21 protein-coding genes are annotated in these 21856 nt (G+C 39.3%); 11 read left to right on the top strand and 10 right to left on the bottom strand.

Annotated elements, in window-relative coordinates:
- Nucleotides 1-239, top strand: a 239-nt coding sequence (locus D0T56_RS16655; protein ID WP_221412363.1) for a hypothetical protein, incomplete at its 5' end; no start/stop codon positions are given.
- Between the two features lie 52 nt (nucleotides 240-291).
- On the opposite strand, the gene D0T56_RS15220 is transcribed toward D0T56_RS16655, so the two are convergent.
- Nucleotides 292-747 (bottom strand): hypothetical protein, encoded by a 456-nt coding sequence (locus D0T56_RS15220; RefSeq protein WP_163321025.1) that lies wholly within the window; start codon nucleotides 745-747, stop codon nucleotides 292-294.
- Between the two features lie 3 nt (nucleotides 748-750).
- Nucleotides 751-1749, bottom strand: coding sequence for a lysylphosphatidylglycerol synthase transmembrane domain-containing protein (locus D0T56_RS15225; protein WP_163321026.1), 999 nt, complete (start codon nucleotides 1747-1749; stop codon nucleotides 751-753).
- 119 nt (nucleotides 1750-1868) lie between these two features.
- On the opposite strand from D0T56_RS15225, the gene rsmA reads away from it, so the two are divergent.
- On the top strand, nucleotides 1869-2663 hold the full coding sequence (gene rsmA, locus D0T56_RS15230; RefSeq protein WP_163321027.1) for a 16S rRNA (adenine(1518)-N(6)/adenine(1519)-N(6))-dimethyltransferase RsmA: 795 nt from the start codon (nucleotides 1869-1871) through the stop codon (nucleotides 2661-2663).
- A 47-nt stretch (nucleotides 2664-2710) separates the two neighbouring features.
- Nucleotides 2711-3655, top strand: coding sequence for a magnesium/cobalt transporter CorA (corA, locus tag D0T56_RS15235; protein WP_163321028.1), 945 nt, complete (start codon nucleotides 2711-2713; stop codon nucleotides 3653-3655).
- An 87-nt stretch (nucleotides 3656-3742) separates the two neighbouring features.
- On the opposite strand, the gene D0T56_RS15240 is transcribed toward corA, so the two are convergent.
- The 3 genes from D0T56_RS15240 to D0T56_RS15250 all read right to left on the bottom strand — a co-directional run bounded on the left by D0T56_RS15240 (nucleotide 3743) and on the right by D0T56_RS15250 (nucleotide 6629).
- Nucleotides 3743-4528: an FkbM family methyltransferase gene (locus tag D0T56_RS15240; RefSeq protein ID WP_163321029.1), complete on the bottom strand. Its 786-nt coding sequence runs from the start codon at nucleotides 4526-4528 to the stop codon at nucleotides 3743-3745.
- Nucleotides 4529-4593: 65 nt separating this feature from the next.
- Nucleotides 4594-5532 (bottom strand): diacylglycerol kinase family protein, encoded by a 939-nt coding sequence (locus D0T56_RS15245; RefSeq protein ID WP_163321030.1) that lies wholly within the window; start codon nucleotides 5530-5532, stop codon nucleotides 4594-4596.
- Nucleotides 5533-5813: 281 nt separating this feature from the next.
- Nucleotides 5814-6629: an AraC family transcriptional regulator gene (locus tag D0T56_RS15250; protein WP_163321031.1), complete on the bottom strand. Its 816-nt coding sequence runs from the start codon at nucleotides 6627-6629 to the stop codon at nucleotides 5814-5816.
- A 300-nt stretch (nucleotides 6630-6929) separates the two neighbouring features.
- Here D0T56_RS15250 and D0T56_RS15255 point away from each other — a divergent pair, with 300 nt between their 5' ends.
- The 5 genes from D0T56_RS15255 to D0T56_RS15275 all read left to right on the top strand — a co-directional run bounded on the left by D0T56_RS15255 (nucleotide 6930) and on the right by D0T56_RS15275 (nucleotide 12945).
- On the top strand, nucleotides 6930-7790 hold the full coding sequence (locus D0T56_RS15255; RefSeq protein ID WP_163321032.1) for a hypothetical protein: 861 nt from the start codon (nucleotides 6930-6932) through the stop codon (nucleotides 7788-7790).
- 689 nt (nucleotides 7791-8479) lie between these two features.
- A complete protein-coding gene (locus D0T56_RS15260) occupies nucleotides 8480-9388 on the top strand; it encodes an ABC transporter ATP-binding protein (protein WP_163321033.1) in 909 nt (302 codons plus the stop codon).
- Between the two features lie 17 nt (nucleotides 9389-9405).
- Nucleotides 9406-10683, top strand: coding sequence for an ABC transporter permease (locus tag D0T56_RS15265; RefSeq protein WP_163321034.1), 1278 nt, complete (start codon nucleotides 9406-9408; stop codon nucleotides 10681-10683).
- Between the two features lie 648 nt (nucleotides 10684-11331).
- Nucleotides 11332-12528: a leucine-rich repeat domain-containing protein gene (locus D0T56_RS15270; protein ID WP_163321035.1), complete on the top strand. Its 1197-nt coding sequence runs from the start codon at nucleotides 11332-11334 to the stop codon at nucleotides 12526-12528.
- 213 nt (nucleotides 12529-12741) lie between these two features.
- Entirely contained in the window at nucleotides 12742-12945 is a 204-nt protein-coding gene (locus D0T56_RS15275) for a T9SS type A sorting domain-containing protein (RefSeq protein ID WP_163321036.1), read from the top strand.
- A gap of 79 nt (nucleotides 12946-13024) precedes the next feature.
- On the opposite strand, the gene rplT is transcribed toward D0T56_RS15275, so the two are convergent.
- From rplT to D0T56_RS15300, 5 genes are all read right to left on the bottom strand, one after another.
- Complete coding sequence (rplT, locus tag D0T56_RS15280) at nucleotides 13025-13369, bottom strand: 50S ribosomal protein L20 (RefSeq protein ID WP_163321037.1); 345 nt, start codon at nucleotides 13367-13369, stop codon at nucleotides 13025-13027.
- Between the two features lie 111 nt (nucleotides 13370-13480).
- A complete protein-coding gene (gene rpmI, locus D0T56_RS15285) occupies nucleotides 13481-13678 on the bottom strand; it encodes a 50S ribosomal protein L35 (RefSeq protein WP_163321038.1) in 198 nt (65 codons plus the stop codon).
- A 67-nt stretch (nucleotides 13679-13745) separates the two neighbouring features.
- Nucleotides 13746-14390 carry a translation initiation factor IF-3 gene (gene infC / locus D0T56_RS15290; protein ID WP_163321039.1) on the bottom strand — a complete coding sequence of 215 codons (645 nt, stop codon included), beginning with the start codon at nucleotides 14388-14390 and terminating at the stop codon, nucleotides 13746-13748.
- Between the two features lie 80 nt (nucleotides 14391-14470).
- Nucleotides 14471-16423, bottom strand: coding sequence for a threonine--tRNA ligase (gene thrS, locus D0T56_RS15295; RefSeq protein WP_163321040.1), 1953 nt, complete (start codon nucleotides 16421-16423; stop codon nucleotides 14471-14473).
- Nucleotides 16424-16641: 218 nt separating this feature from the next.
- A complete protein-coding gene (locus tag D0T56_RS15300; protein WP_163321041.1) occupies nucleotides 16642-17856 on the bottom strand; it encodes a cation:proton antiporter in 1215 nt (404 codons plus the stop codon).
- A 407-nt stretch (nucleotides 17857-18263) separates the two neighbouring features.
- Here D0T56_RS15300 and D0T56_RS15305 point away from each other — a divergent pair, with 407 nt between their 5' ends.
- The 3 genes from D0T56_RS15305 to D0T56_RS15315 are packed head-to-tail and all read left to right on the top strand — an operon-like array spanning nucleotide 18264 to nucleotide 21826.
- Nucleotides 18264-19619, top strand: coding sequence for a TolC family protein (locus tag D0T56_RS15305; protein WP_163321042.1), 1356 nt, complete (start codon nucleotides 18264-18266; stop codon nucleotides 19617-19619).
- Nucleotides 19620-19661: 42 nt separating this feature from the next.
- Nucleotides 19662-20651 (top strand): HlyD family secretion protein, encoded by a 990-nt coding sequence (locus D0T56_RS15310; RefSeq protein WP_163321043.1) that lies wholly within the window; start codon nucleotides 19662-19664, stop codon nucleotides 20649-20651.
- 5 nt (nucleotides 20652-20656) lie between these two features.
- The gene (locus D0T56_RS15315; RefSeq protein ID WP_163321044.1) at nucleotides 20657-21826 is read left to right on the top strand and encodes an ABC transporter permease; all 1170 of its coding nucleotides are present in this window, start codon (nucleotides 20657-20659) and stop codon (nucleotides 21824-21826) included.
- The last annotated feature ends 30 nt before the right edge of the window (nucleotides 21827-21856 follow it).

Consider the following 21856-nt stretch of genomic DNA (forward strand, 5'->3'; position numbering starts at 1 on the left):
CTACTGCAGGTATGAAATCTTTTTATTTCAATATTCAAAGAAATGGTACATCTATTTCAAATGATGAAACATATAGCTATATTACTCCCAATAGTTACTTTAACACTCATTATTCTACTGTAGTTTCTCTTGATGCCGGAGATGTCCTATCTTTTAGAATCCGAGCGATGAGGCCTTTCGTAATAGAAAAAGCTCATGCTCACAGAAATACTATCGAAGTCATTTTCTTGGGGATATAATAGAATTTTGAGATATTTTCGCACATGTTTCGGGCAAACCTCTGGTTTGCCCCTACTGTAAATCGAAATAATTTCTCAGCTTACGATAGGTCAACCACCCCCAAAAGAATGTATTGATAATAAATATCAGCAACAAGACCCAATTTTGAACATATATTTCGTCATAAATATAACCATCGAAATAGAGAAAACAGGAAAAATAATCTGTGCCGGAAAAAGCCTTTACGAGAGCAGGCTCTACAAAGACAAAAAACACAATACAAGTAATTATAAAAACAAAACACAACCATAAAGCAAGCAATATTATTGTTTTTAAGTATTGACTGAAACGAAATCCGTCTTTTTTGATAAGTAGAAAATAGACAAGTGTCCCTCCCAACAACGGATAAAGTATCAACAAGGCATTGCCTAGAAATGTATTACTACATGAATCGGATACCCATGAAACGATAGAGAAATAAACAATCAGGAACAAGATGGAAAGTATTGCTCTCAGACTATATCGCATTGCCTATTTCTTCTCTTTATTGAAAGATAATGCAGCTATTCCGAACAATCCGCAAAGAACCACCCAGATGGATTGGAATGTGAACACGGCCGTGGCAAAAGCTATTGCTTGTTCCGACTGTATTGCAAAAGCCATCAGGGCAAATACTACTGCTGCCTGCCAAGGCCCCAGTCCTCCGTTAGACGGGATTGCCATACTTACACTACTCAGGGCAAAAACAAACAACCCGGCAGCTATTCCGAGATGAGAGGTAAAGTCGAAAGCGTAGAAAGTGACAAAAAAGTAGAGAAAATAAGCTATCCAGATGGATACCGTATAGATAAGGAACCTTTTTTTCTCTTTCATTGTTTTTACGGTTTTCATGTCATTCCATATAGAAAGTAGAAATTCGCGCACTTTCTTCACAATTTTGTTTTCCTTGAAAATTGCAAAAATAGCAATAACCACAACAAGCGATGCCGCAACTGCCACATAAAACCAGACCGAGGTGAGGAATGGCGGTATATTAAACTCGCTACTTTTCCTTAAAAAGACTGTTGCATTGCACACAAATGCCAACAACAAAATCAGGGCCACCATCAAAGTGTCGAAAACACGGTCGATGATGAGGGTTCCTATCAGTTTTTTGAATGGAATTTTTTCTTCCTTCGAAATAACACCGCAACGCCATATCTCTCCGGCACGAGGTAAAGCAAAATTGACGGCGTAATTCCCTAACACGGCATATACCAGACTCGATTTGCGGGGATGGTATCCCAGAGGGTCTATAATCAATCTCCATCTTAATCCTCTGATCACATTTCCCAACAGCCCGAAAATGAGCGAGAATGTAAGGATAGCCCAATTAGCATTTTTGATAATACGCCACAGATCGACAAAGTTTGTATCCCGATACAGAAAATAGAGGATAACAATCCCCAGTCCCAAAGGAACAAATATCTTAATAAAACTATTTAACTTTGATTTCTTCTCTTTTTTCTTCTGAACAACAGTATCACTCATCTATATTTTGTTTAAAGTGAAGTTAAATGAGCCATCTTTATGATGAATAAGATAAACTCGCAAAAATAAATTGATTACCTTTGCAGCGAACAAAGATAACGATTTTATAATATTAACGGATGCAAAGAGTAAAACCAAAGAAATTTTTGGGGCAACATTTTCTGAAAGATTTGCAAATTGCCCGGAAAATTGCCGACAGCCTCGACAATTTTTCCGACTTGCCGATCATAGAGGTTGGTCCCGGAATGGGAGTACTCACGCAATTCCTGATCGAAAAAGACAGGGATTTGACCGTTGTTGAATTAGACAGGGATTCGGTTCCTTATCTTGCAGCACATTATCCTGCACTGCAAGGACATATTATCGAAGCCGATTTTTTACGATTGAACCTGACAGATATTTATCCCGATAAATTCTGTGTCATAGGCAATTATCCTTACAATATATCATCTCAGATATTTTTTAAAGTTCTCGACTACAAAGAGCATGTTGTTTGCTGTTCGGGGATGATTCAAAAAGAAGTTGCAGAACGGATGGCTTCAAAACCCGGTAAAAAGGCTTACGGGATTTTGAGCGTACTGTTGCAGGCTTGGTACGACATAGAGTATCTTTTCACGGTTGACGAACATGTGTTCGACCCTCCGCCTAAGGTCAAATCGGCGGTGGTGAAACTTACAAGGAACAACCGAACGAGGATGAACTGCGACGAAAAGTTATTTAAAACTGTAGTGAAAACAAGTTTCAACCAGCGCCGAAAAACATTGCGAAACTCTACAAAACCCCTTGTGGGAAAAGATTGTGAGATATTTTCGCTGCCCGTTTTCGACAAACGACCCGAGCAACTATCGGTGGCTGAGTTTGAAGAATTGACTAACATTATTCAACCTTATCTGCTCGAAAACGTGGCTAAATGATCAGAGTGAGCTAACACGATCAATCATCATTTCAGTAAAAAACAGCCATGTCAGAAGTAAAATTATTTTATCATAAAGACAATGCTATCCGTGTGAGCCGGAGCATTGAATTCTTGAAAACAACCCCTATCAAAAACTTCCTCTGGATCGACCTCAACAATGTGGACGAAGAAATAGAGAACGAATTGGAAGATTATCTTAAAATCTACATTCAGGAAGAAGAAGAAATGATAGAAATTGAGATATCGTCACGCTATATCGAAACCACAGACTCATTGGTAGTAAACTCTAACTTTCTGTTAGGAAACTTCGAACGTGAACCGGTTTCGTTTATAATGAAAAATGACATTCTCATCACCGTTCGTGGTGAAGAACTGCCGTCTTTTCACGAAACGGTGAAGAAGATATCGGCAAATCCGAAAAATTACCCCACAGGATATCATGTTTTTGTTGCTATTATGGAGACTCGCGTCGAGGTGGATGCGGATATGATTGAGGAAATGACTCAACGCATTACAACCTTGAGTAATAGCATCAGCCTGAAAGAAGCGGACGAAGAACTGCTGATGGAGATCAAAGACCTTCAGGAAAAGACCATGATGCTTCGCGAAAATGTTATTGACAAACAGCGGGTAATATCTAACATGTTGAAAAGTCAACTCTTAAGTAAAGAGCTGCACGGAAAACTGACGATGATAATTAAAGACATCAATTCGCTTGTAGAACATATCCGTTTCAGCTTCGATCGTCTGGACTATTTGCAGGATACCTTCCTCGGATTTGTAAACATCGAACAGAATAAGATAATCAAGATATTTACAATCATCTCCGTCATATTCATGCCTCCTACGCTGATTGCCAGCATCTATGGGATGAACTTCGACGATATGCCCGAACTGCATTGGAAATATGGCTACGGACTTTCGATAGGACTTATGGTGCTTTCGGCAACAGTCATTTTGGTATATTTCCGACGAAGGAAGTGGCTCTGATTATCGCCACTTATTGATCTGTTCGGTTATATTGCGGTTAGACATTATATCGGACGAAGCCTTCATGTAGTAGTTTGTGTGAAATTATTAATCTGCAATTAGATGCACGTATTTTTCATTTTCTTTATGAATGAAGATATAATCACCTGAAAGACTTTCTATACCCTTTGATGTTAGTTTCCCTTTTGTCCTCGAAAACCGATAGGCAAGATACCCTTTTTCTGTGAGTAGCGTAAAAATTTTGTCCTTGTTCTGCCCCCAGAGTTCTATCTGTATTGCAGGTTTGCTTCTGTCTATGGTCTGCTGCATATTTGACAAAACTGTATATTCGAAGCCTTCTACATCACATTTCACATAATCGACATGTTCAATATCCTTGAACAGGACATCGGGAATTTGCATTTTTGACTGAAATCTGAATTCCTGTTCTTCTATCTTACCATCCGAATCCTTATCAAAAACATGAGCCAAACCCGTATGCAAATATCCATCTTGAGTAGATGTTACTAATTCGATATCTTTTTCTTCATCGCCTAGGGCAAAGGAAAAAAGCACAATATTCTTACATTTCTTTGTCTCGCTTAAAAAAGCTTTGTTGAAAAGTGAAATGGGTTCGACAGAATAAACTTTTCCTTTATCTCCAACCCACTTGGAAAACAGTTTTGAGTAATATCCCAGATTTGCACCTATATCAATCACGATGTCCCCGCTTTCTATCATGTTTCGGGTAAAATAGTGAAGGTCATAACTTGGATTTTTTTTCAGGAAACCTGATTTATAAGAAAAGAAAAATCCTTTCTGTAATATTCTGAGGTATCTGTATACTCCAATAGCTTTAAATAAAACTCTTTTAAAAGAAGATTCTATCGACATCCTGAGGCATTTTTTTATTTATTGAGAAATGAGGAACAAATTTAATGAAAACATTGGTTGCGGATTTATATCCACCGTGTGATGTTACTGATAAAAGCCTGAGGATCGATTTTCTTTTTAGGAATATTTGTAGGAACCAGAACTTTCAAGCCTTGATGAACGATCTTTACGTGAATTTTCTTTCCTGTATAGCTTGCATTTCCGTCGAGGTGCATAACGCCTTCCTCTTCCCGTTCTATGGTGGCTTCGGAAGTCAACAGTTCGGTTACTTTGGCATTATTGTCTATGTTTTTAGTAAAAATCTGAATTGCCGCCTGAGGAACTTCTATCACAGACAATGGCCTAACTATGGCCAGATTCATTTTCCCGTCACAGATGTCGGCATGTGGCGCTATGAAAGCGTCGTTGCCATATTGCGAGGCATTGGCGCACGTCACCAAAAAAGCCTTATCCTCGAAAGTGCCGTTTTCCGTGGTGATTTTATATTTCTGAGGTTTGAAGTTTATCAGAGAAGATATGATGCTCTGCGCATACATCAACTTGCCCCGGCTCGATTGTTCCAATGCCTTTTCGCTTATGAGCGCATCGAAACCAACACCGCACGTACAAAAGAATATTTCTCCGTTTGCCACACCATAGTCGATGGTTTTCACATTGTTTTCGCTCAATATTTCTATCGCTTTCGTGGTATTCAGGGGGATGTGCAATTCGCGAGCCAAGCCATTTCCTGAGCCGGACGGAACAATCCCGAAAACCACATCGGTATTCACCAATGCTTTTGCCACCTCGTTTACAGTGCCGTCACCTCCAACCGCAATCACACAATCGACTTTGTCCTTCACGGCTTTCACGGCTATTTCGGTGGCATGCCCGGCATATCCTGTCAGAAATATATGTATCTCATACTTATGCTGATCGAAATGCGTTGCAACCTTTTCGGGAATTTCTTTCTTCGATTTGGTTCCCGAAACAGGATTTATAATTACATATATTTTTTTCTGCATTACTGTAAGATTGTGTGTATTAGATAAGTAATCAATAATAATTAATGGTGTATTTCCGAATCATAACCGGTCAAAGTTGTACTACTAGCTAAAGCAATAAATAGGTCTGCGATTTTATGTTCGCCATCTGTTCAACAAAAATAAGGAAAAAATATTACATTTAATCAACGAACTAAAATGTCTGCAGAAAAATAGCAAATATAAAAACTTTTTATACCTTTGTAGTCTGATAATGAGACAATGAACACCTCTGTCACTTGTAGAGTGACAGAGGTGCTTTTTTATATATATTGTTTTGTTCTGTTTTTTCTTCTGATTTCGGAAGGGGAATTTCCCAGATTTTTGTGGCAAAATTCGTTGAAATGAGACAGGGTTGCAAATTTATGATTTGTGCTGATTTCTTTCAGGCTTTTACTTGTCTGGCAAATATCCTGATAAACCAGCTTTGCCTTTTGATTCCTCATCCAACTATATGCCGACATATTGAACACTCTTCTGAAACGTTTGTTAAATCCCGAATAACTATAATTCATTCTTTCAGCTAGTTGGCGAACCGAACGAACACTCAGGCTGAGGTTGCACACCTCTTCCGAAAAGCTCAAATCGTTACCATGAAGTGTTTCAAATAAGTTCTGCAACTGTTCTTCCGAATAGAAATGCTTGAGGATATAACCAAATTCTTTTAGTTTCAGATCAAACAGGTAGATGTCGCAAATATTCTTATCCATATATTCTCTGATTGAATCTATGTGATTGTATATTATGCTTTTAATAGGAATGGGGCAGGTTTTTTCGTCTTGATGTTTCATTGTTGAATCGGCAGTTATGGAAGAAAGTATACCGCAAAGACCCGACTCATTTGTGAAGCGAATTGAAGCTACTTTGGATTTTTTCACCGCTTTCAGTACTACTCGTTCCTGAAAGGGGTAAAACACCATATTTGAGGCTGTTACATCAATGTCAGGGTGGATTGAAGAACGGATTTTTAATTCTCCCTCCATCACCAGAATTATTTTATTTTCACCCGGTTCTAAGACCCATGACTGACCCGCGTTCAGTTGCAGGAATTCTATTGGACTATCGTTTCCCGATTTCATTATTCTTGTTATTTAAGTGTTGTATATTAGCTTGTTAAACAAATGTTTTGCCGAAAAATATCTGAATGCAAATTTTTGCCTTGCTTAAAAGTCCGATTATCAGATAATTATCTTCTACTCATCAACTCGTTTTTCCAAGATGTTTTACGAGCGTTGAACTAAAAGCCTATATCGCTATTCTTTCTTTTTATTAATCAGTTAATAATTAAATAAATACAAACACCTATCCGGCTTTTCTGTCACTCTACAAGTGACAGATATGTTAAAAACACAAATAATAATCATTTTAATTACAGAATTATGAGAATATCAAATCACAAACTTAAAAGCCTCTTATTGGCAACAGTATTATTTTTTGGAATAGGCTATGCACATGCACAGGTGACCGTGGGGTCGGAACTCACCCCGAATGAAGGTGCATTGCTGGATGTGAAAGAATCTGCATCAAACAACACCATCACTTCTACCAAAGGGATAAATTTGCCGCGTGTGGCACTACAAGACCCTTATAAGTTGGAGCCTTGCGCAACCACTACCACATCGAAAAAAACTGCACATAAGGGACTGACCGTGTATCATACCGGTGCAGCCTCAATGGACGAAGGGATGTATTATTGGAATGGAACAGAGTGGAGAAGATTGGTTGACGAAATTCCTCCTACTCCAACAAATAAAATCAGACAGTATTATCAGTCTGCAAATATTGTAGGGGGGACTACTACCGATAATGCTACCAGTCTTAAGTTTTGCCAAAAAGGATCTACTGCTGTGTCTCCTATAAAACTGCCCGAAACCGGATCGTATGCTTTTAATGTCAAACTGTATACACTTCTATGCCAACCCGATGGAACAACAAAAACACCGACTTATGCAGGAACTGTTTGTGTGTATTTGTACATCTATGTTAACGGAGTGCTCAATGATGTCAGCGAGGTTTTCTATACTCTTGGGCCTAACGCAACATCTTCTACTCTTAATAGAGGAAATAATGTTACGAACGTAATACTTGGATGTTCCGGCAATGCAGGAGATGTTGTGGATATCAGATTCCGCTACAATACGGGTTGGATTCCGGACGGGGATGCTGTACTTAGTAGAGGAAATTCATCTTTAAATCCGGGTGTATCTGCTCGTACTTCCATGTTGTTCTGGAAGATATAATCGGAATACAATATATCCGATGCAATCGCATGCGTGGCTTCGCGAATACGAGTTTGTTAACTGACAACTGTTTTTTAGATGCTTCGCGTTGCTCAGCATGAATTCAAAATCTTTCGGGCAGAGCAGAGCCCTGCCCCTACAAACGTACCTTGCTATCCACCTGTCGTTGCGTGGGATGTGTCAAAAGTTCCAAATTTCAGAAAATAACCCCCAGCCCCTAAAGTGGTGTTTTGATTATCAATTGTTTAAAAAGTACCCTTTAGGGGATTAGGGGTAGATAAAACTTTTGACACAGCCTCTTGGCTACTCTCCGAATTTTAAAATCCGGAAGATAACCACTCCGAGGTTACAAAGCCCAGAGGACAAAATCTGGGTTCTCAAAAACAGATCCTTCACTCTGTTCAGGATGACAAAAAGACATTGGAAGAGACTTAGAATTCAACCTCAATGACGAATCTTCGGGCAGACTAAAAATCCACCCGAGGATTCGTCGAATTTAAATCAACAACTCAACACATCGCTACAAATAAATCAAACGACGCTTTGTTTGATATAATACCCATTATTTTTCTGTTTATTGTGATTTTTTCTCTACCATTGCGACATATAAAAACAGGAGAGACAAACAAGTATCTACAAGAAATATTTGCATCTCGTCAACTTGTAACTTTAATAAAATATAAACATCAATGTTCTATCTGGAAACAAAAAATGTTGTCAAACAATTTGCAGGGCATCGTGCGCTAAACGGTGTGAGCATACAAGTACCAAAGGGGTGCATCTATGGATTGCTGGGACCTAATGGCGCAGGAAAAACCACTCTTATTCGTATAATAAACAGGATTACGGCTCCCGATAGCGGAGAGGTTCTGATAAATGGCAGAGCATCCGACTCAAAAGATATATACAACATAGGTTATCTGCCCGAAGAAAGAGGCTTGTACAAAAAAATGAAGGTTGGCGAACAGGCTTTATTTCTTGCTCAACTGAAAGGTTTGAGTAAAAGTGAAGCTCAAGAAAAACTCGACTTATGGTTCAGGAAGTTCGATATACTTTCGTGGAAAGAGAAAAAAGTGGAGGAACTTTCGAAAGGGATGCAGCAAAAGATACAATTTATAACTACCGTTATTCACGAACCCGATCTTCTCATTCTGGATGAGCCTTTCAGTGGATTTGACCCGGTGAATGCCGAAATCTTGAAAAACGAAATACTGGAACTAAAAGAGAAAGGCAAGACAATTATTTTGTCGACTCATAACATGGAGTCGGTGGAAGAACTTTGCGATCACATAACGCTTATCAATAAATCGCAAGCTGTGCTTCAGGGCAAGGTTTCCGATATTCGAAGCCGGTATCGGCAGCATATTTTCAGGGTGAAAGTAGCCGATGGCCCGTTCTGTATGAAATCTCCTTTGTTTGATCAGTTATCTAATAATCAGCACGAAAATCACACAGAGGTGAGGTTGCAAAACAAAAACGGTGTTCCGAACTCCGAAATACTGAAACTGATAGCAGACAGGCATGAAATCATCTCTTTTGAGGAGGAACTCCCTACAATGAACGATATTTTCATCCAAACCGTAACCCAAAATAACTAAACCGAACCAAGAAAAATATGTCAACATTGAGCTTAATAATACAACGGGAATATGCAACAAGGGTAAGAAAAAAATCGTTCCTTTTGCTGACTATCCTCATGCCATTTATCATAGTCGGGATGATTGGGGGAACTCTGTTCCTTTCGCAAATAAAAGATACGGAAGTTAAAAAAATTCTGGTGATAGACGATACCCGAAAATATGCCCAGCATTTTCAAAATTTCGATAACTATGTATTTGAAACCACACACAACAATCCGGATAATGCAAAACAACAAATAGGCGGCGAAATATTCGGATTTTTACAGATAAACACCGATCTGGTAAATAACCCTCAGGCAGTAACGTTTTTATCGGAGAAGCAAATACCTCTTGATCTTGAAAGATATCTGAGACTTACACTAGGCGAAGTTATTAAACATGAAAAATTGAATATATTCAGCTCCGAAAGCGATATTGACCCCAATGCAATAGCCGCTATACGGAATATCACAGAGTCTCCTAATCCGGTGAAGATAAACACGGTAAGGCTAGATGCCGATGGCCTGGAAAAAGAAACATCCACGGGTTTGGCCACAGGCTTGGCGTGGGTCACAACATTGCTCATGTATATGTTTATATTCAGTTATGGCACAATGGTGATGCAGGGCGTTATTGAAGAAAAAAGCAACCGCATTGTGGAGGTAATGATATCGTCTGTTAAGCCTTTCGACCTGATGATGGGCAAAATTATCGGGATATGTTTGGTTGGGCTCACTCAGCTTGTCATCTGGATAGTAATGAGCCTTGTTCTGATGTATGCGGCAACCAATGCTTTCGTTCCGGAGATGAATACAGGAGAACTCTCGACTTATATTTCCATGCTGCCGTCTGTCAATTGGTTACAGATAGTAATATTCTTCTTCCTGTTTTTCCTTGGTGGTTATCTGATGTATGCAGCCTTGTTTGCGATGTTTGGTTCGGCGGTAGATAATCCGCAAGACTCTCAACAATTTGTAATGCCGCTTACTCTTGTATTCATTTTTGCGCTATATGCCGGAATTTACAGCGTAAGCAATCCCGACGGGCCTCTCGCATTTTGGTGTTCTATGATACCTCTCACCTCGCCTGTTGTGATGATGGTACGCATACCTTTCGGAGTTCCTTTGTGGGAAGTGTTTGTTTCATTTGCTATTTTAGCGGTTACGGCTTTGGCTGTTGTGAAACTGGCTGCCAAGGTGTATCGTGTAGGTATATTGATGTATGGGAAGAAACCCAGCCTCACAGAGCTTTACAAATGGGTGAAGTATAAATAACATCCGTGGTGCATTTAGAAAATAAAAGACAACTAGCTGAAAAATAATATATATTTATATTGTCATTGAGTCGCCTTCGCTCCTCGAACGTTGTTTCTGAGTAAAACGAAGGATCTGGATTGAAAACACACAGATTTTTCACTTCGTTCAAAATGACAAAACCGATATGGATCTTATAATAAATGAGTTGACATCAAAGTCTTAAATGCACTACGGGTTTGTAATATTATATTCACAAGAACTCATCAAACTATCCAAAAGAATACAACAATAACTCAACAAAGTACTAACCCTATGCCTATAAGTATGATAAATCAACAATTTTAAGATTGATTATTCATTAGATTAGTTATATTTGTAGTTGTTAGGATTTTATTCTGACAGACATATTCTATAGAAGCGTTTCGGCTTTTATCCCTGTCTTGAAAACGACCAAATATTAAGGTAGAAGGATAAAGCAGCAAAAACGCTCATGCCTTGTTATATATTCTGATGAGTATATCCCGATAGGCGTGGGGATTAGCTGTTTATTTCTACATGGGTGCTTGGTCGTACCTCAAGACAGATAGACTGATTATTTCCCACGCTTCTTCGATTTAACAAAAAACTTCCTTTTGGGAAATAAAGGAGAGCGCAAACACTTAAACAATGAACACATTTCTATTCAGCCTACCTTCTATGGAGCAAAATGGGACCATAGGCGATTTGACATGGGGAATATCATTCGGAACACTTGTTATTAATGGGGTTGGTGCTATGCCTGACTATGTTGAGTATACTTCAGCAATCCCCTGGTACAACTTCAAAACTACTATTACTCAAATCATTATAAAATCGGGAGTAACCGCTATTGGAAATTCTGTTTTTCAAGGATGTAAAAATTTAACCACAGTAAAAATTCCCGATACTGTAACTTCTATTGGTCGTTATGCGTTTAACGGATGCCAGAATTTAACATCTATATCTATTCCGGAGAGTGTAACCAGTATTGGAGATTATGCTTTCAGCGATTGTACCGGTTTAGATACGATAACGATACAAGATAGTATAACCAGTATTGGAGGAACAGCTTTTGACGAAACTGCTTGGTATAATAATCAACCGGATGGGATGGTGTATCTTGAAAGGATTTTGTATAAATACAAAGGAAATATGAAGGAGTATACTTCTGTAAATATAAAAGAAGGAACTTCGGTAATAGCTTCAAGTGCTTTTTCTAATTGCAATGGTCTAATATCTGTTATTATCCCGGAGAGCGTAACTAATATTGGAAGTTCTGCTTTTTATGGATGTAACAATCTTGAGTGGGTCACAATACCAAGGAATATTACAACAATAGAAAGAGCTACTTTTTATGATTGTACAAGTTTAACATCAGTCATAATTCCGGAAAGTGTTACCAGCATAGAAAGTTCTGCTTTTTATGGATGTACTGCTTTTGCTCATATTTACGTTCAATCTATTTCTCCTTCTACAATAGGCAGAGGCTCTTTTGAAGGTATAGATTTCACCTCTTGTATTTTGCATGTACCAATGGAGGGTAAAGGGAATTATGAGATGGCAGATGGTTGGAAGAATTTTTGCAATATCGAAGGATCAGATTTTTCGAAGATAGAAAGAGAGACTATCTTGGATAAGATAAATGTTTGGTATAATACCACAACACACAGTATTGATTTCAAAAATTTTGAAGGAATCTTGTTTATGGCTGTGTTTGATATGAATGACAAAATGGTTTTATCAGGATCGGTAAGTGAGGGGGAATCAGTATCAGTAAGCAATTTTCCTTGTGGCGCTTATAGTGTCAGAATACAATCATACACATTTGAATTTCAGAAAGAATAACAACAAAGTCTATCACTATGTAACGAACAAGAAATTGCTTCACGAAAATGAAGCAACTCCCTTTTCATAGCAGAGTGATTGATTTTACAATTGACTATCCTGTAAAATATCTCATATTGTAGACGTTGGAGGATTCTAGTCTTTAACAGATATATTTACAGAAGCGTTTCGGCTTTTATCCTTGTCTTGAAAACGACCAATTTTTACAGGAGAATGAAGCAGCTGCAAACCCTCATGCCTGTCATATATTACTCTGGTATATATTCCGATAGGCGTGAGGTTGGCTGTTTATTCTTGCAAGGTACTTGGTCGTACCTCAAGACAGATAAAGTTGATGTATCTGCGCTGGTTAGTGGTACATACTTTATAAGGATTCAAGCTCAAGATGGTATATCTACCTTGAAATTTTTGAAATAAGAATATTCGGATTATAAAAACAACAAAAGGTTGCCCCATCGGGAGCAACCTTTTGTTTGATCTATCAAGTAATTGATATTTATTTCACTTTATCAACAATCGCTTTGAAAGCTTCAGGATGATTTACTGCTAAATCGGCAAGAACTTTACGATTGATTTCGATTCCGTTTTTGTGAAGCGCACCCATAAGGCGAGAATATGACATTCCCTCAAGACGAGCGGCTGCATTGATACGTTGTATCCAAAGTGCACGGAAGTTACGTTTTTTTACGCGACGGTCACGGAACGCATAAGTAAGACCTTTTTCCCAAGTGTTTTTGGCAACTGTCCATACATTTTTTCTTGCTCCGTAGTAACCTCTTGTTAGTTTTAATACTTTTTTTCTGCGGTTGCGTGACGCAACATGGTTGACTGATCTTGGCATAATTATAAGATGTTTTTGAATGTTAGCGGTTCTTCGTTTTTTTCAAGAACTCTTTAGGGCATACATTCTGTTAATAAATCTGTTAAAGAAAATTTTGCTTAAAATTTGAGATTACTTTAAAGCTAACAACTTTTTAACGTTGTTTTCGTCACATTTGCTCACTGTTGATGTGTGAGTAAGATTGCGCTTTTGCTTTTTAGTTTTCTTAGTCAGGATGTGACTTTTGAAAGCATGTTTTCTTTTGATTTTTCCTGATCCGGTAAGGCTGAACCTTTTTTTGGCACCGGAATTAGTCTTCATTTTTGGCATCTCTAATTTGTAATTTAAATTGTATATAAATAGCACACACGTGTGCCTTTTTTCTTACTTCGAAGAGTTAATCTTCACTTTCGTTTTTGGCAGCTTCGTCTGCCTTATCCTCATGCTTCTTTTCCTTTTTAGGAGCTTCTGCAACAGGTTTCGAAGCTACGGGTTTAACCGGCACTTTCTTAGGAGACAGCATGATTATCATTTTCTTGCCTTCCAACTGTGGCAGTTGGTCTACCTTAGCATAGTCTTCCAACTCGTTTGCAAAACGTAGCAACAATACTTCTCCCTGTTCTTTGAAAAGGATTGAACGGCCTTTGAAAAACACATACGCCTTCACTTTCGATCCTTCCTCAAGAAACGATTTTGCATGTTTCAGTTTGAAGTTGAAGTCATGATCGTCAGTCTGAGGCCCGAAACGAATTTCTTTCACAACAACTTTCACAGACTTGGCTTTTTGCTCTTTCTGTCTTTTCTTTTGTTGATAAAGAAATTTCTGATAATCCGTAATACGACATACAGGAGGTGCAGCATTCGGAGATATTTCCACAAGATCCAAGCCTTGTTCGTCGGCCATCCTTAGCGCTTCTCGCGTTGGGTATACACCTACTTCAACATTGTCTCCCACTAAACGAACTTCCGGTACACGAATTCTGTCATTTACCCTATAAAGTTCTTCTTTTTGTTGTCTGTTGTTTAATCTGTTATTTCTCATTCAAATAGATTAATCCTGTCTGTTTTTTTAATTTTTATTTGGTTTACGTTTTAATTATCAGATATTTACCGACAAATGATTTATTCTTGATGTTGCCAAGCGTTCATCATCTTGTCCGATTCTTCGTTCAATTGAGCGGCAAAGTTAGTAAATTTCATCGAACCTGTATCACCTTCGCCCTGTTTTCTTACAGAAACTTCTTCATTTTCTGCTTCTTTCTCTCCAACTATGAGTAGATAAGGGATACGTTTCAACTCGTTGTCACGAATTTTTCGGCCTATTTTTTCGTTACGGTCGTCCACCTGAACACGTATATCTTCTTTTTTCAGATAACTTGCCACACGGTGTGCATAATCGTTGTATTTTTCGCTGATAGGCAATATTACAGCCTGATCGGGTGTAAGCCATAACGGGAATTTACCTGCTGTATGCTCAATCAGCACGGCAACAAAGCGTTCCATAGAGCCGAATGGCGCACGGTGAATCATCACCGGACGGTGTTTCTGATTGTCTGCTCCTGTATATTCCAGTTCGAATCGTTCGGGCAGATTATAATCCACCTGAATTGTCCCCAACTGCCAACGTCTGCCAAGAGCATCCTTCACCATGAAGTCGAGCTTCGGACCATAGAAAGCCGCTTCTCCCAATTCTACTCGTGCAGGAAGTCCTTTTTCTTCGCAAGCCTCTATGATTGCACGCTCTGCTTTTTCCCAATTTTCGTCGCTTCCTATATATTTTTCTTTATTCTCCGGGTCACGAAGCGAAATTTGCGCCTCAAAGTTTTCAAAATCAAGAGCCTTGAAGATAATGAAAATAATATCCATCACTTTCAGAAACTCGTCTTTCAGTTGGTCGGGCGTACAGAAAATATGCGCATCATCCTGAGTGAACCCACGAACACGCGTCAAACCATGAAGCTCGCCGCTTTGCTCGTAACGATATACTGTTCCGAACTCTGCAAGACGAAGAGGAAGATCTTTGTAAGAACGTGGTGTTATCTTATAAATCTCGCAATGGTGAGGGCAGTTCATCGGTTTCAACAAAAACTCTTCTCCTTCTTCCGGCGTATGGATTGGCTGGAAGGAGTCTTTGCCATATTTTTCGTAGTGACCTGATATCACATACAACTGTTTATTACCAATGTGCGGAGTCATCACTTGTTCGTAGTCGAATTGTTTTTGAATCTTCTTCAAGAAATCTTCGAGACGAAGACGCAATTGTGTTCCACGAGGTAGCCAAAGCGGCAAGCCTTGCCCTACGTTCTGAGAGAAAGCAAACAATTCCAGTTCTTTACCGATTTTGCGGTGATCACGTTTTTTCGCTTCTTCCAATAGTACGAGATATTCATCCAGCATTTTTTGCTTTGGAAAAGTGATACCATACAAACGGGTCAATTGCTTACGTTTTTCGTCGCCTCGCCAGTATGCCCCTGCTGCGCTAAGTATCTTAACAGCCTTGATGTATGATGTATTGGGCAAGTGAGGTCCACGGCAAAGGTCGGTGAACGCGCCTTGTGTATATGTTGTAATTGTTCCGTCTTCCAGATCGTTGATAAGTTCTACCTTATAACTTTCGTGACGGTCGCCAAACATTTTCAAAGCATCAGCTTTTGCAATGTCCCGACGCTTTATTTCTTCTTTCTTTGCTATCAGTTCTTTCATTTTTTTCTCGATAGCGGGGAAATCGGCATCTTTCACCGGAGTGTCGCCGAAGTCGATATCATAGTAAAATCCGTTTTCGATGGCTGGCCCGATACCAAACTTGGCATGAGGATACAACTCCTGAACAGCTTCGGCCATCAAGTGGGCAGACGAATGCCAGAAGGCGTGTTTTGCTTCTGCGTCGTCCCATTTCAACAAACTAATCGTCGAATCCTGATCAATAGGGCGGGTCAAATCCCACGTTTCACCATTAACGCTTGATGCCAAAACGTCTTGCGCCAATCGGGGACTAATACTTTCTGCTATTTGCAGGGATGTTGTTCCTTTGGGAAATTCCCTCACCGAACCATCAGGAAATGTAATTTTTATCATTTGATTTACTGGTTTTTATATTGTCTCCATACAAGCGGAAACAACAGTTATATTTTTAACACGCAAAAATAATCAATTTCTGGATTGAAAATGCTTAATGGGTAAAATTTATATCGAATAATATTATATGTGGCTCAATTTTTTTTGCAATTACACCAACCGTTGGCTTGGATTGGGAAAACTGCAAAGATAAGAGGGAAACAGGCCTTTCGATGTTCTCAGGACAATAAAACCGGTTCTTCATCTTCCTTGTCGTTTTGTGCTTTCAATCTAGGTTTCTTTTTTCTGGGCATTGCTGCCAACGACATAATGAGCGATGTTATAATAATCACCTGTATTATGAGTGAATTATTGACCAAATCAAAACGTTGGCTCAATGGAACTGACAAGAATAAAAGTATTGTGATCAGTCCTCTGGGTGCAATAAACAATAGAGGCTTTAATGAAAAACGGAATACCTTTAGCAAAATCAAACGAACAACGTAAATCAGGGTAACAATACCCAAAGCCCACAATATGGTTTGCGAATTAAGTAATTCGGAGGTATTCACCAAAAAACCGAACAGAAGGAAAAATAACGATCTGATGAGGAAAGCAAACTCAACCACCAAGTCCCTGAATTTATTCACTTCGGCCACCAATACTTCCGGTTCCAGCTTTTGAATGTAACGGTATCGTTTAAATTTGTTTATATTCGCCAGAAATATACCGAACAGAAAAATAAACAAAAGAGCAGGCAAATGATAATGTTTGGATACGGCATAAATCAGTATAAGTATAACAATGATAGGAGTATATTTTACATGATGGTTTACTTTACTTAAGAGAGCGGAAAGGGCCAGGGTGAATACAAAACTTACTACAAGTGTTATGAAAAGATTAAGGACGAAACCTCCTATTGAGTAAGTATTTATATACTCGTTGAATGTGATAAAATTGAAGAAGATAACTCCCACAATATCAGACAGAGTGCTCTCGTAAGTTATAAACTCCCGGTTTCTTGCCATTAAGTTTTGCGCAGTAGGAATGGCTATTGCACTACTGATAACGCTCAATGGAATAGCATTTGTCAGGGCATATTTCAGAGGAATTCCTTCAACAATATGAAACACATACCCAAGGCTTAGGCTGAATAAGAAAATACCCACGAAAGCGACAAAAAACGACCGGCTGATAAAGGGTAATTTCCTTTTAGATATTTTTAACCCCAATGAACCTTCCAGCACGATCAGGATAAGACCAATTGTTCCCAACAGAGGCAAAAACGATTGTAAATCGGGGATGCCGATCTCAAATAGTTTCAACATTTGCTTCACCAACCACCCGAGGAAAAGTAGGAGAATGACAGACGGGACTTTTATTTTTGATGAATGCATATCAAAAACATACGATAATAAAATCAAAAAACAGATTATAATGATAGAAGCTGTCATTCCGTTTATCCTGTTTGGGAAGTGGTGCTTATTTAGAATAAAGAACAAATATACGATGAATAAAACAAATGGAGTAGCAAGTGAAAATAAAAAAAATTAAAGACCCTATTCCGATAATGAAAATATTTTATATTTCTGAGGTCAAGTATTGATAAAGTTGTCAGAACTTCCAAGCTCTTATTCATTGTTATCTTTGCGTTTTACCCAATTTAAAAACAACCTTTTTTCACCGAAGACACAGATACCAATCGACACTGTTTACTGATATTTTAGTAAACTATTTTAGCTTGAAATTTGTTGATTATACATAAATTAACTCGGGCAATTGTTCTCTATATAGATAAAAGTTAATATATTTGCAGTTGTCTATGCAACTAATTTATTGTAACTATTGAATAATCAATAATATGAATAAGAAGATTGTAACAATCGGATTTATTATTATCTCGCTGCTATATTCCTCAATTAATGCCCAAGAGCTGTTGACTCTGGACGGTTGCCGCAACTTAGCAATAGAAAATAATAAAGACTTAAAGATCGCCTCCGAACAGGAACGCATTGCCTATTATCAGAAAAAGGAGGCATTTACGAAATATTTGCCCGAATTTTCGGCAACGGGTGCATACTTGCATCTGCAACACAAGTTGGATATAATCCCTTCTGTTGTCACTATTCCTTCTATCGGCGGACTTCCGTCTTTAGATGTTCCTTTGCCGGACAAATTGGGCGAGATAGATCTCCGCAACATTTTTGTGGGAAATCTTTCCCTCACGCAGCCGCTTTTTATGGGTGGGCGTATTGTTGCATACAACGACATACAGAAAAATGCCGAAGAATTGGCTAAAACCCGAAAAGATGCGAAAATGCAGGATGTGATTGCCGAAACCGATGCTGCATACTGGCAGGTGGTTTCGCTTTCGTGGAAAAAAAAGTTGGCGGAATCTTATGTCGAATTGCTGAAAAAGATGGAATCCGATGTCAATATAATGTTGGAGGAAGGAGTGGCTACTAAAGCCGACTTGCTTACTGTCAGTGTAAAGTTGAACGAAGGTGAAATGGCTCTTACCAAAGTTGATAACGGACTAAGCCTGTCTCGTATGCTTCTGAACCAGCTGTGTGGAATTGAAGAAAACAGGCAGAACATTTTGGCCGACGAAAACAAAGATGTTCTGGCAGGGGAAGCCATAGAGCCTGTAATTCCTGATGTTCAGGAAGCATTGAGCAACAGGCCGGAAATAAAGAGTCTGGAGATAGCCTCCAAAATGTATAAAGCTAAAGAGCGTATCGAATTTGCCGATTTTTTGCCTCAAGCCGGTCTGATTGGCGGTTACACATGGACCAACCCGAGTTCACGCAACGGATTTGAGAAAAAATTTGCCGGAGGGTGGAACATAGGGGTGACCGTTAAGGTTCCTTTCAGTCTGGGCAACTTTCCTAAACTGAATGCGGCAAAGGCTCAGACGGTGATCAGCCGCTTACAACTGGAAGATGCCAAAGAAAAGATAGAGTTGCAGGTAAATCAGAATGCTTATAAGCTGAATGAAGCTAATAAAAAGCTGATTGCCGCCGAAAAAAATCTTGACAAGGCTGACGAAAACCTGCGTTATGCAAAAGTGGGTTTCGAGGAAGGGGTAATTCCCTCTTCGGATGTTTTGGCGGCCCATACGGCATGGCTTCAGGCTCACTCGGAGGTTATTGATGCCCGTATCGACGTGAAATTGAGCAAAGTATATTTGGATAAGTCGTTGGGTAGAGGACTTTAGAAAAGGAGAAGAATTAAAAGTAAAAAAAATAAGAATTATACAATGAGTGTAGAACGAAACAAAACGAAATCGAAGCTGATCCCGATATTGGGTTTTGCAGCTGTTATTATTGGTGTTGCGTTGTATGGACTGATATTTTTAAATCAAACGGATAACACAATACAAGGTGAAGCGGATGTTACCGAAGTGCGTATTTCGAGCAAGGTTCCCGGACGAATAGCCGAGTTTTTGGTGAAAGAGGGAGATATGGTGAAAAAAGGTGATACCTTGGCCGTGTTGAGCGCCCCTGACGTTCAGGCTAAACTGTCGCAGGCTACTGCTGCCGAACAAGGTGCTGCCGCTCAGAATGAAAAAGCCATCAGAGGTACGAGGAGCGAACAGGTGCAAAGTGCTTACGAAATGTGGCAAAAAGCAAAAGTTGGCGTAGACATTGCGCAGAAATCGTATCAACGTGTGCAAAACCTTTACGACAAGGGAGTTACCACCGCACAAAAACGGGATGAAGCAGAGGCTAATTACGAGGCCTCCGTTGCAACCGAAAAGGCTGCCAAGTCTCAATACAATATGGCTGTGAATGGTGCGCAACGTGAAGATAAGATGGCGGCACAGGCTCTATTGAATCAGGCGAAAGGAGCAGTGGCTGAAGTTGGCTCGTACATAGATGAAACATACCTGATATCGCCTATCGACGGAAAGATATCGGAGATATTCCCGAACGAAGGAGAATTGGTCGGGACGGGTGCGCCGGTAATGAATGTGATGAAGATGACAGACAAATGGGGTAGCTTTAATGTGAGGGAAGACAAGTTGAAAAACTTTAAGCTGGAAGGCATCATTTCCGCCTATGTTCCGGCTCTGGAAAAAGATGTTCAAATGAAAATTTATTACATAAAAGACCTCGGATCTTATGCTGCGTGGAAGGCTACGAAGGCTACGGGCAGCTACGACCGTAAAACATTTGAAGTAAAGGCTCATTTCGTGGAAGACCAACCGGACGTTTTGCCGGGTATGACTTTGATAATTAGCGAGTAGAAAGAATGACGACCGAAACAGGCATGTTGGCAATAATGAGGAGGGAATTCAACCGGATTTTCTCTTCAAAGATATGTATATGGGGCATGGTTGTGGCGCCGGTGTTGTCTATGTTCATTTTAATATATATGATGAACGCCGGACTACCCACGAAGATACCTATTGCTGTGGTCGATCTGGATAATTCTTCTACTTCCCGTGCTTTGATCAGGCAGTTGGATGCTTTTTCAAAAACCGATATAAAGTTTAAGAGTGTATCTTTTCGTGAAGCGCGCGAAAGGATGGAGAGGGCTGAGGTGTATGGTATCTATTATATACCAAAAGATTTTTCGAAAGATGCTATTTCGGGAGTTCAGCCAAAAGTGTCTTTTTATACCAACAATGCGTTTCTTATTTCAGGCTCCCTTCTGTTTCAGGATTTGAAAACAGTGAGCGTGTTGGCTTCGGCTGCTGTCGGTTTGCAGATGGCAGAAGCTAAAGGAATTAGCGAAAGGCAGATTATGCCCGTTTTGCAACCTATTGTTGTGGAGGCTCACCCCATTTCGAATCCTTGGCTCAACTATTCCATTTATCTCAACAACACGCTTTTGCCGGGTATTCTTCAATTGGTGGTTATACTATTCACCATTTCCAGCTTGGGAAGTGAAGTGAAATCCGGATTGGGGCGAAAACTTGTTGAGATGGGAGGTGGTTCTTCATGGAAGATACTCTTGGGTAAGATGCTGCCTTATACATTCATTTTCACCTTGATAGCTTTGCTGTTTATGTCTGTGCTTTACGGATATAACAAGTTTCCGATGAATAACGGTTTTTTGCCGATGTTTCTGGCATACCTGTTGCTTATAGTGTCGTCGCAGGCATTGGGAGTTATATTGTTGGGCGTTTTTCCCAATTATCGTTTTGCGCTTAGTGCCGCTAGCCTGATGGGAGTATTATCTTTTTCAATATCAGGGGTGTCATTCCCCGTATTGTCTATGAATCCGATGTTGCAGTCGTTGAGTATCATATTCCCGTTGAGGCATTTCTTCCTTATTTATGTTGACCAGGCTCTCAATGGCATTGCTTTTGGCTATTCAGCATATAAATATGTAGCATTGTTGTGTTTTGTATTCGTATCGTTCTTTTTCTACGGAAGGATAAAAAACTTCCTTTATGAGAATGAATACGAAGATTAGGCTTCAAGGATAAAAGTTTAATTTGATAGT

This window comes from Dysgonomonas sp. 520, from assembly GCF_010501095.1.
GTDB lineage: Bacteria > Bacteroidota > Bacteroidia > Bacteroidales > Dysgonomonadaceae > QVMP01.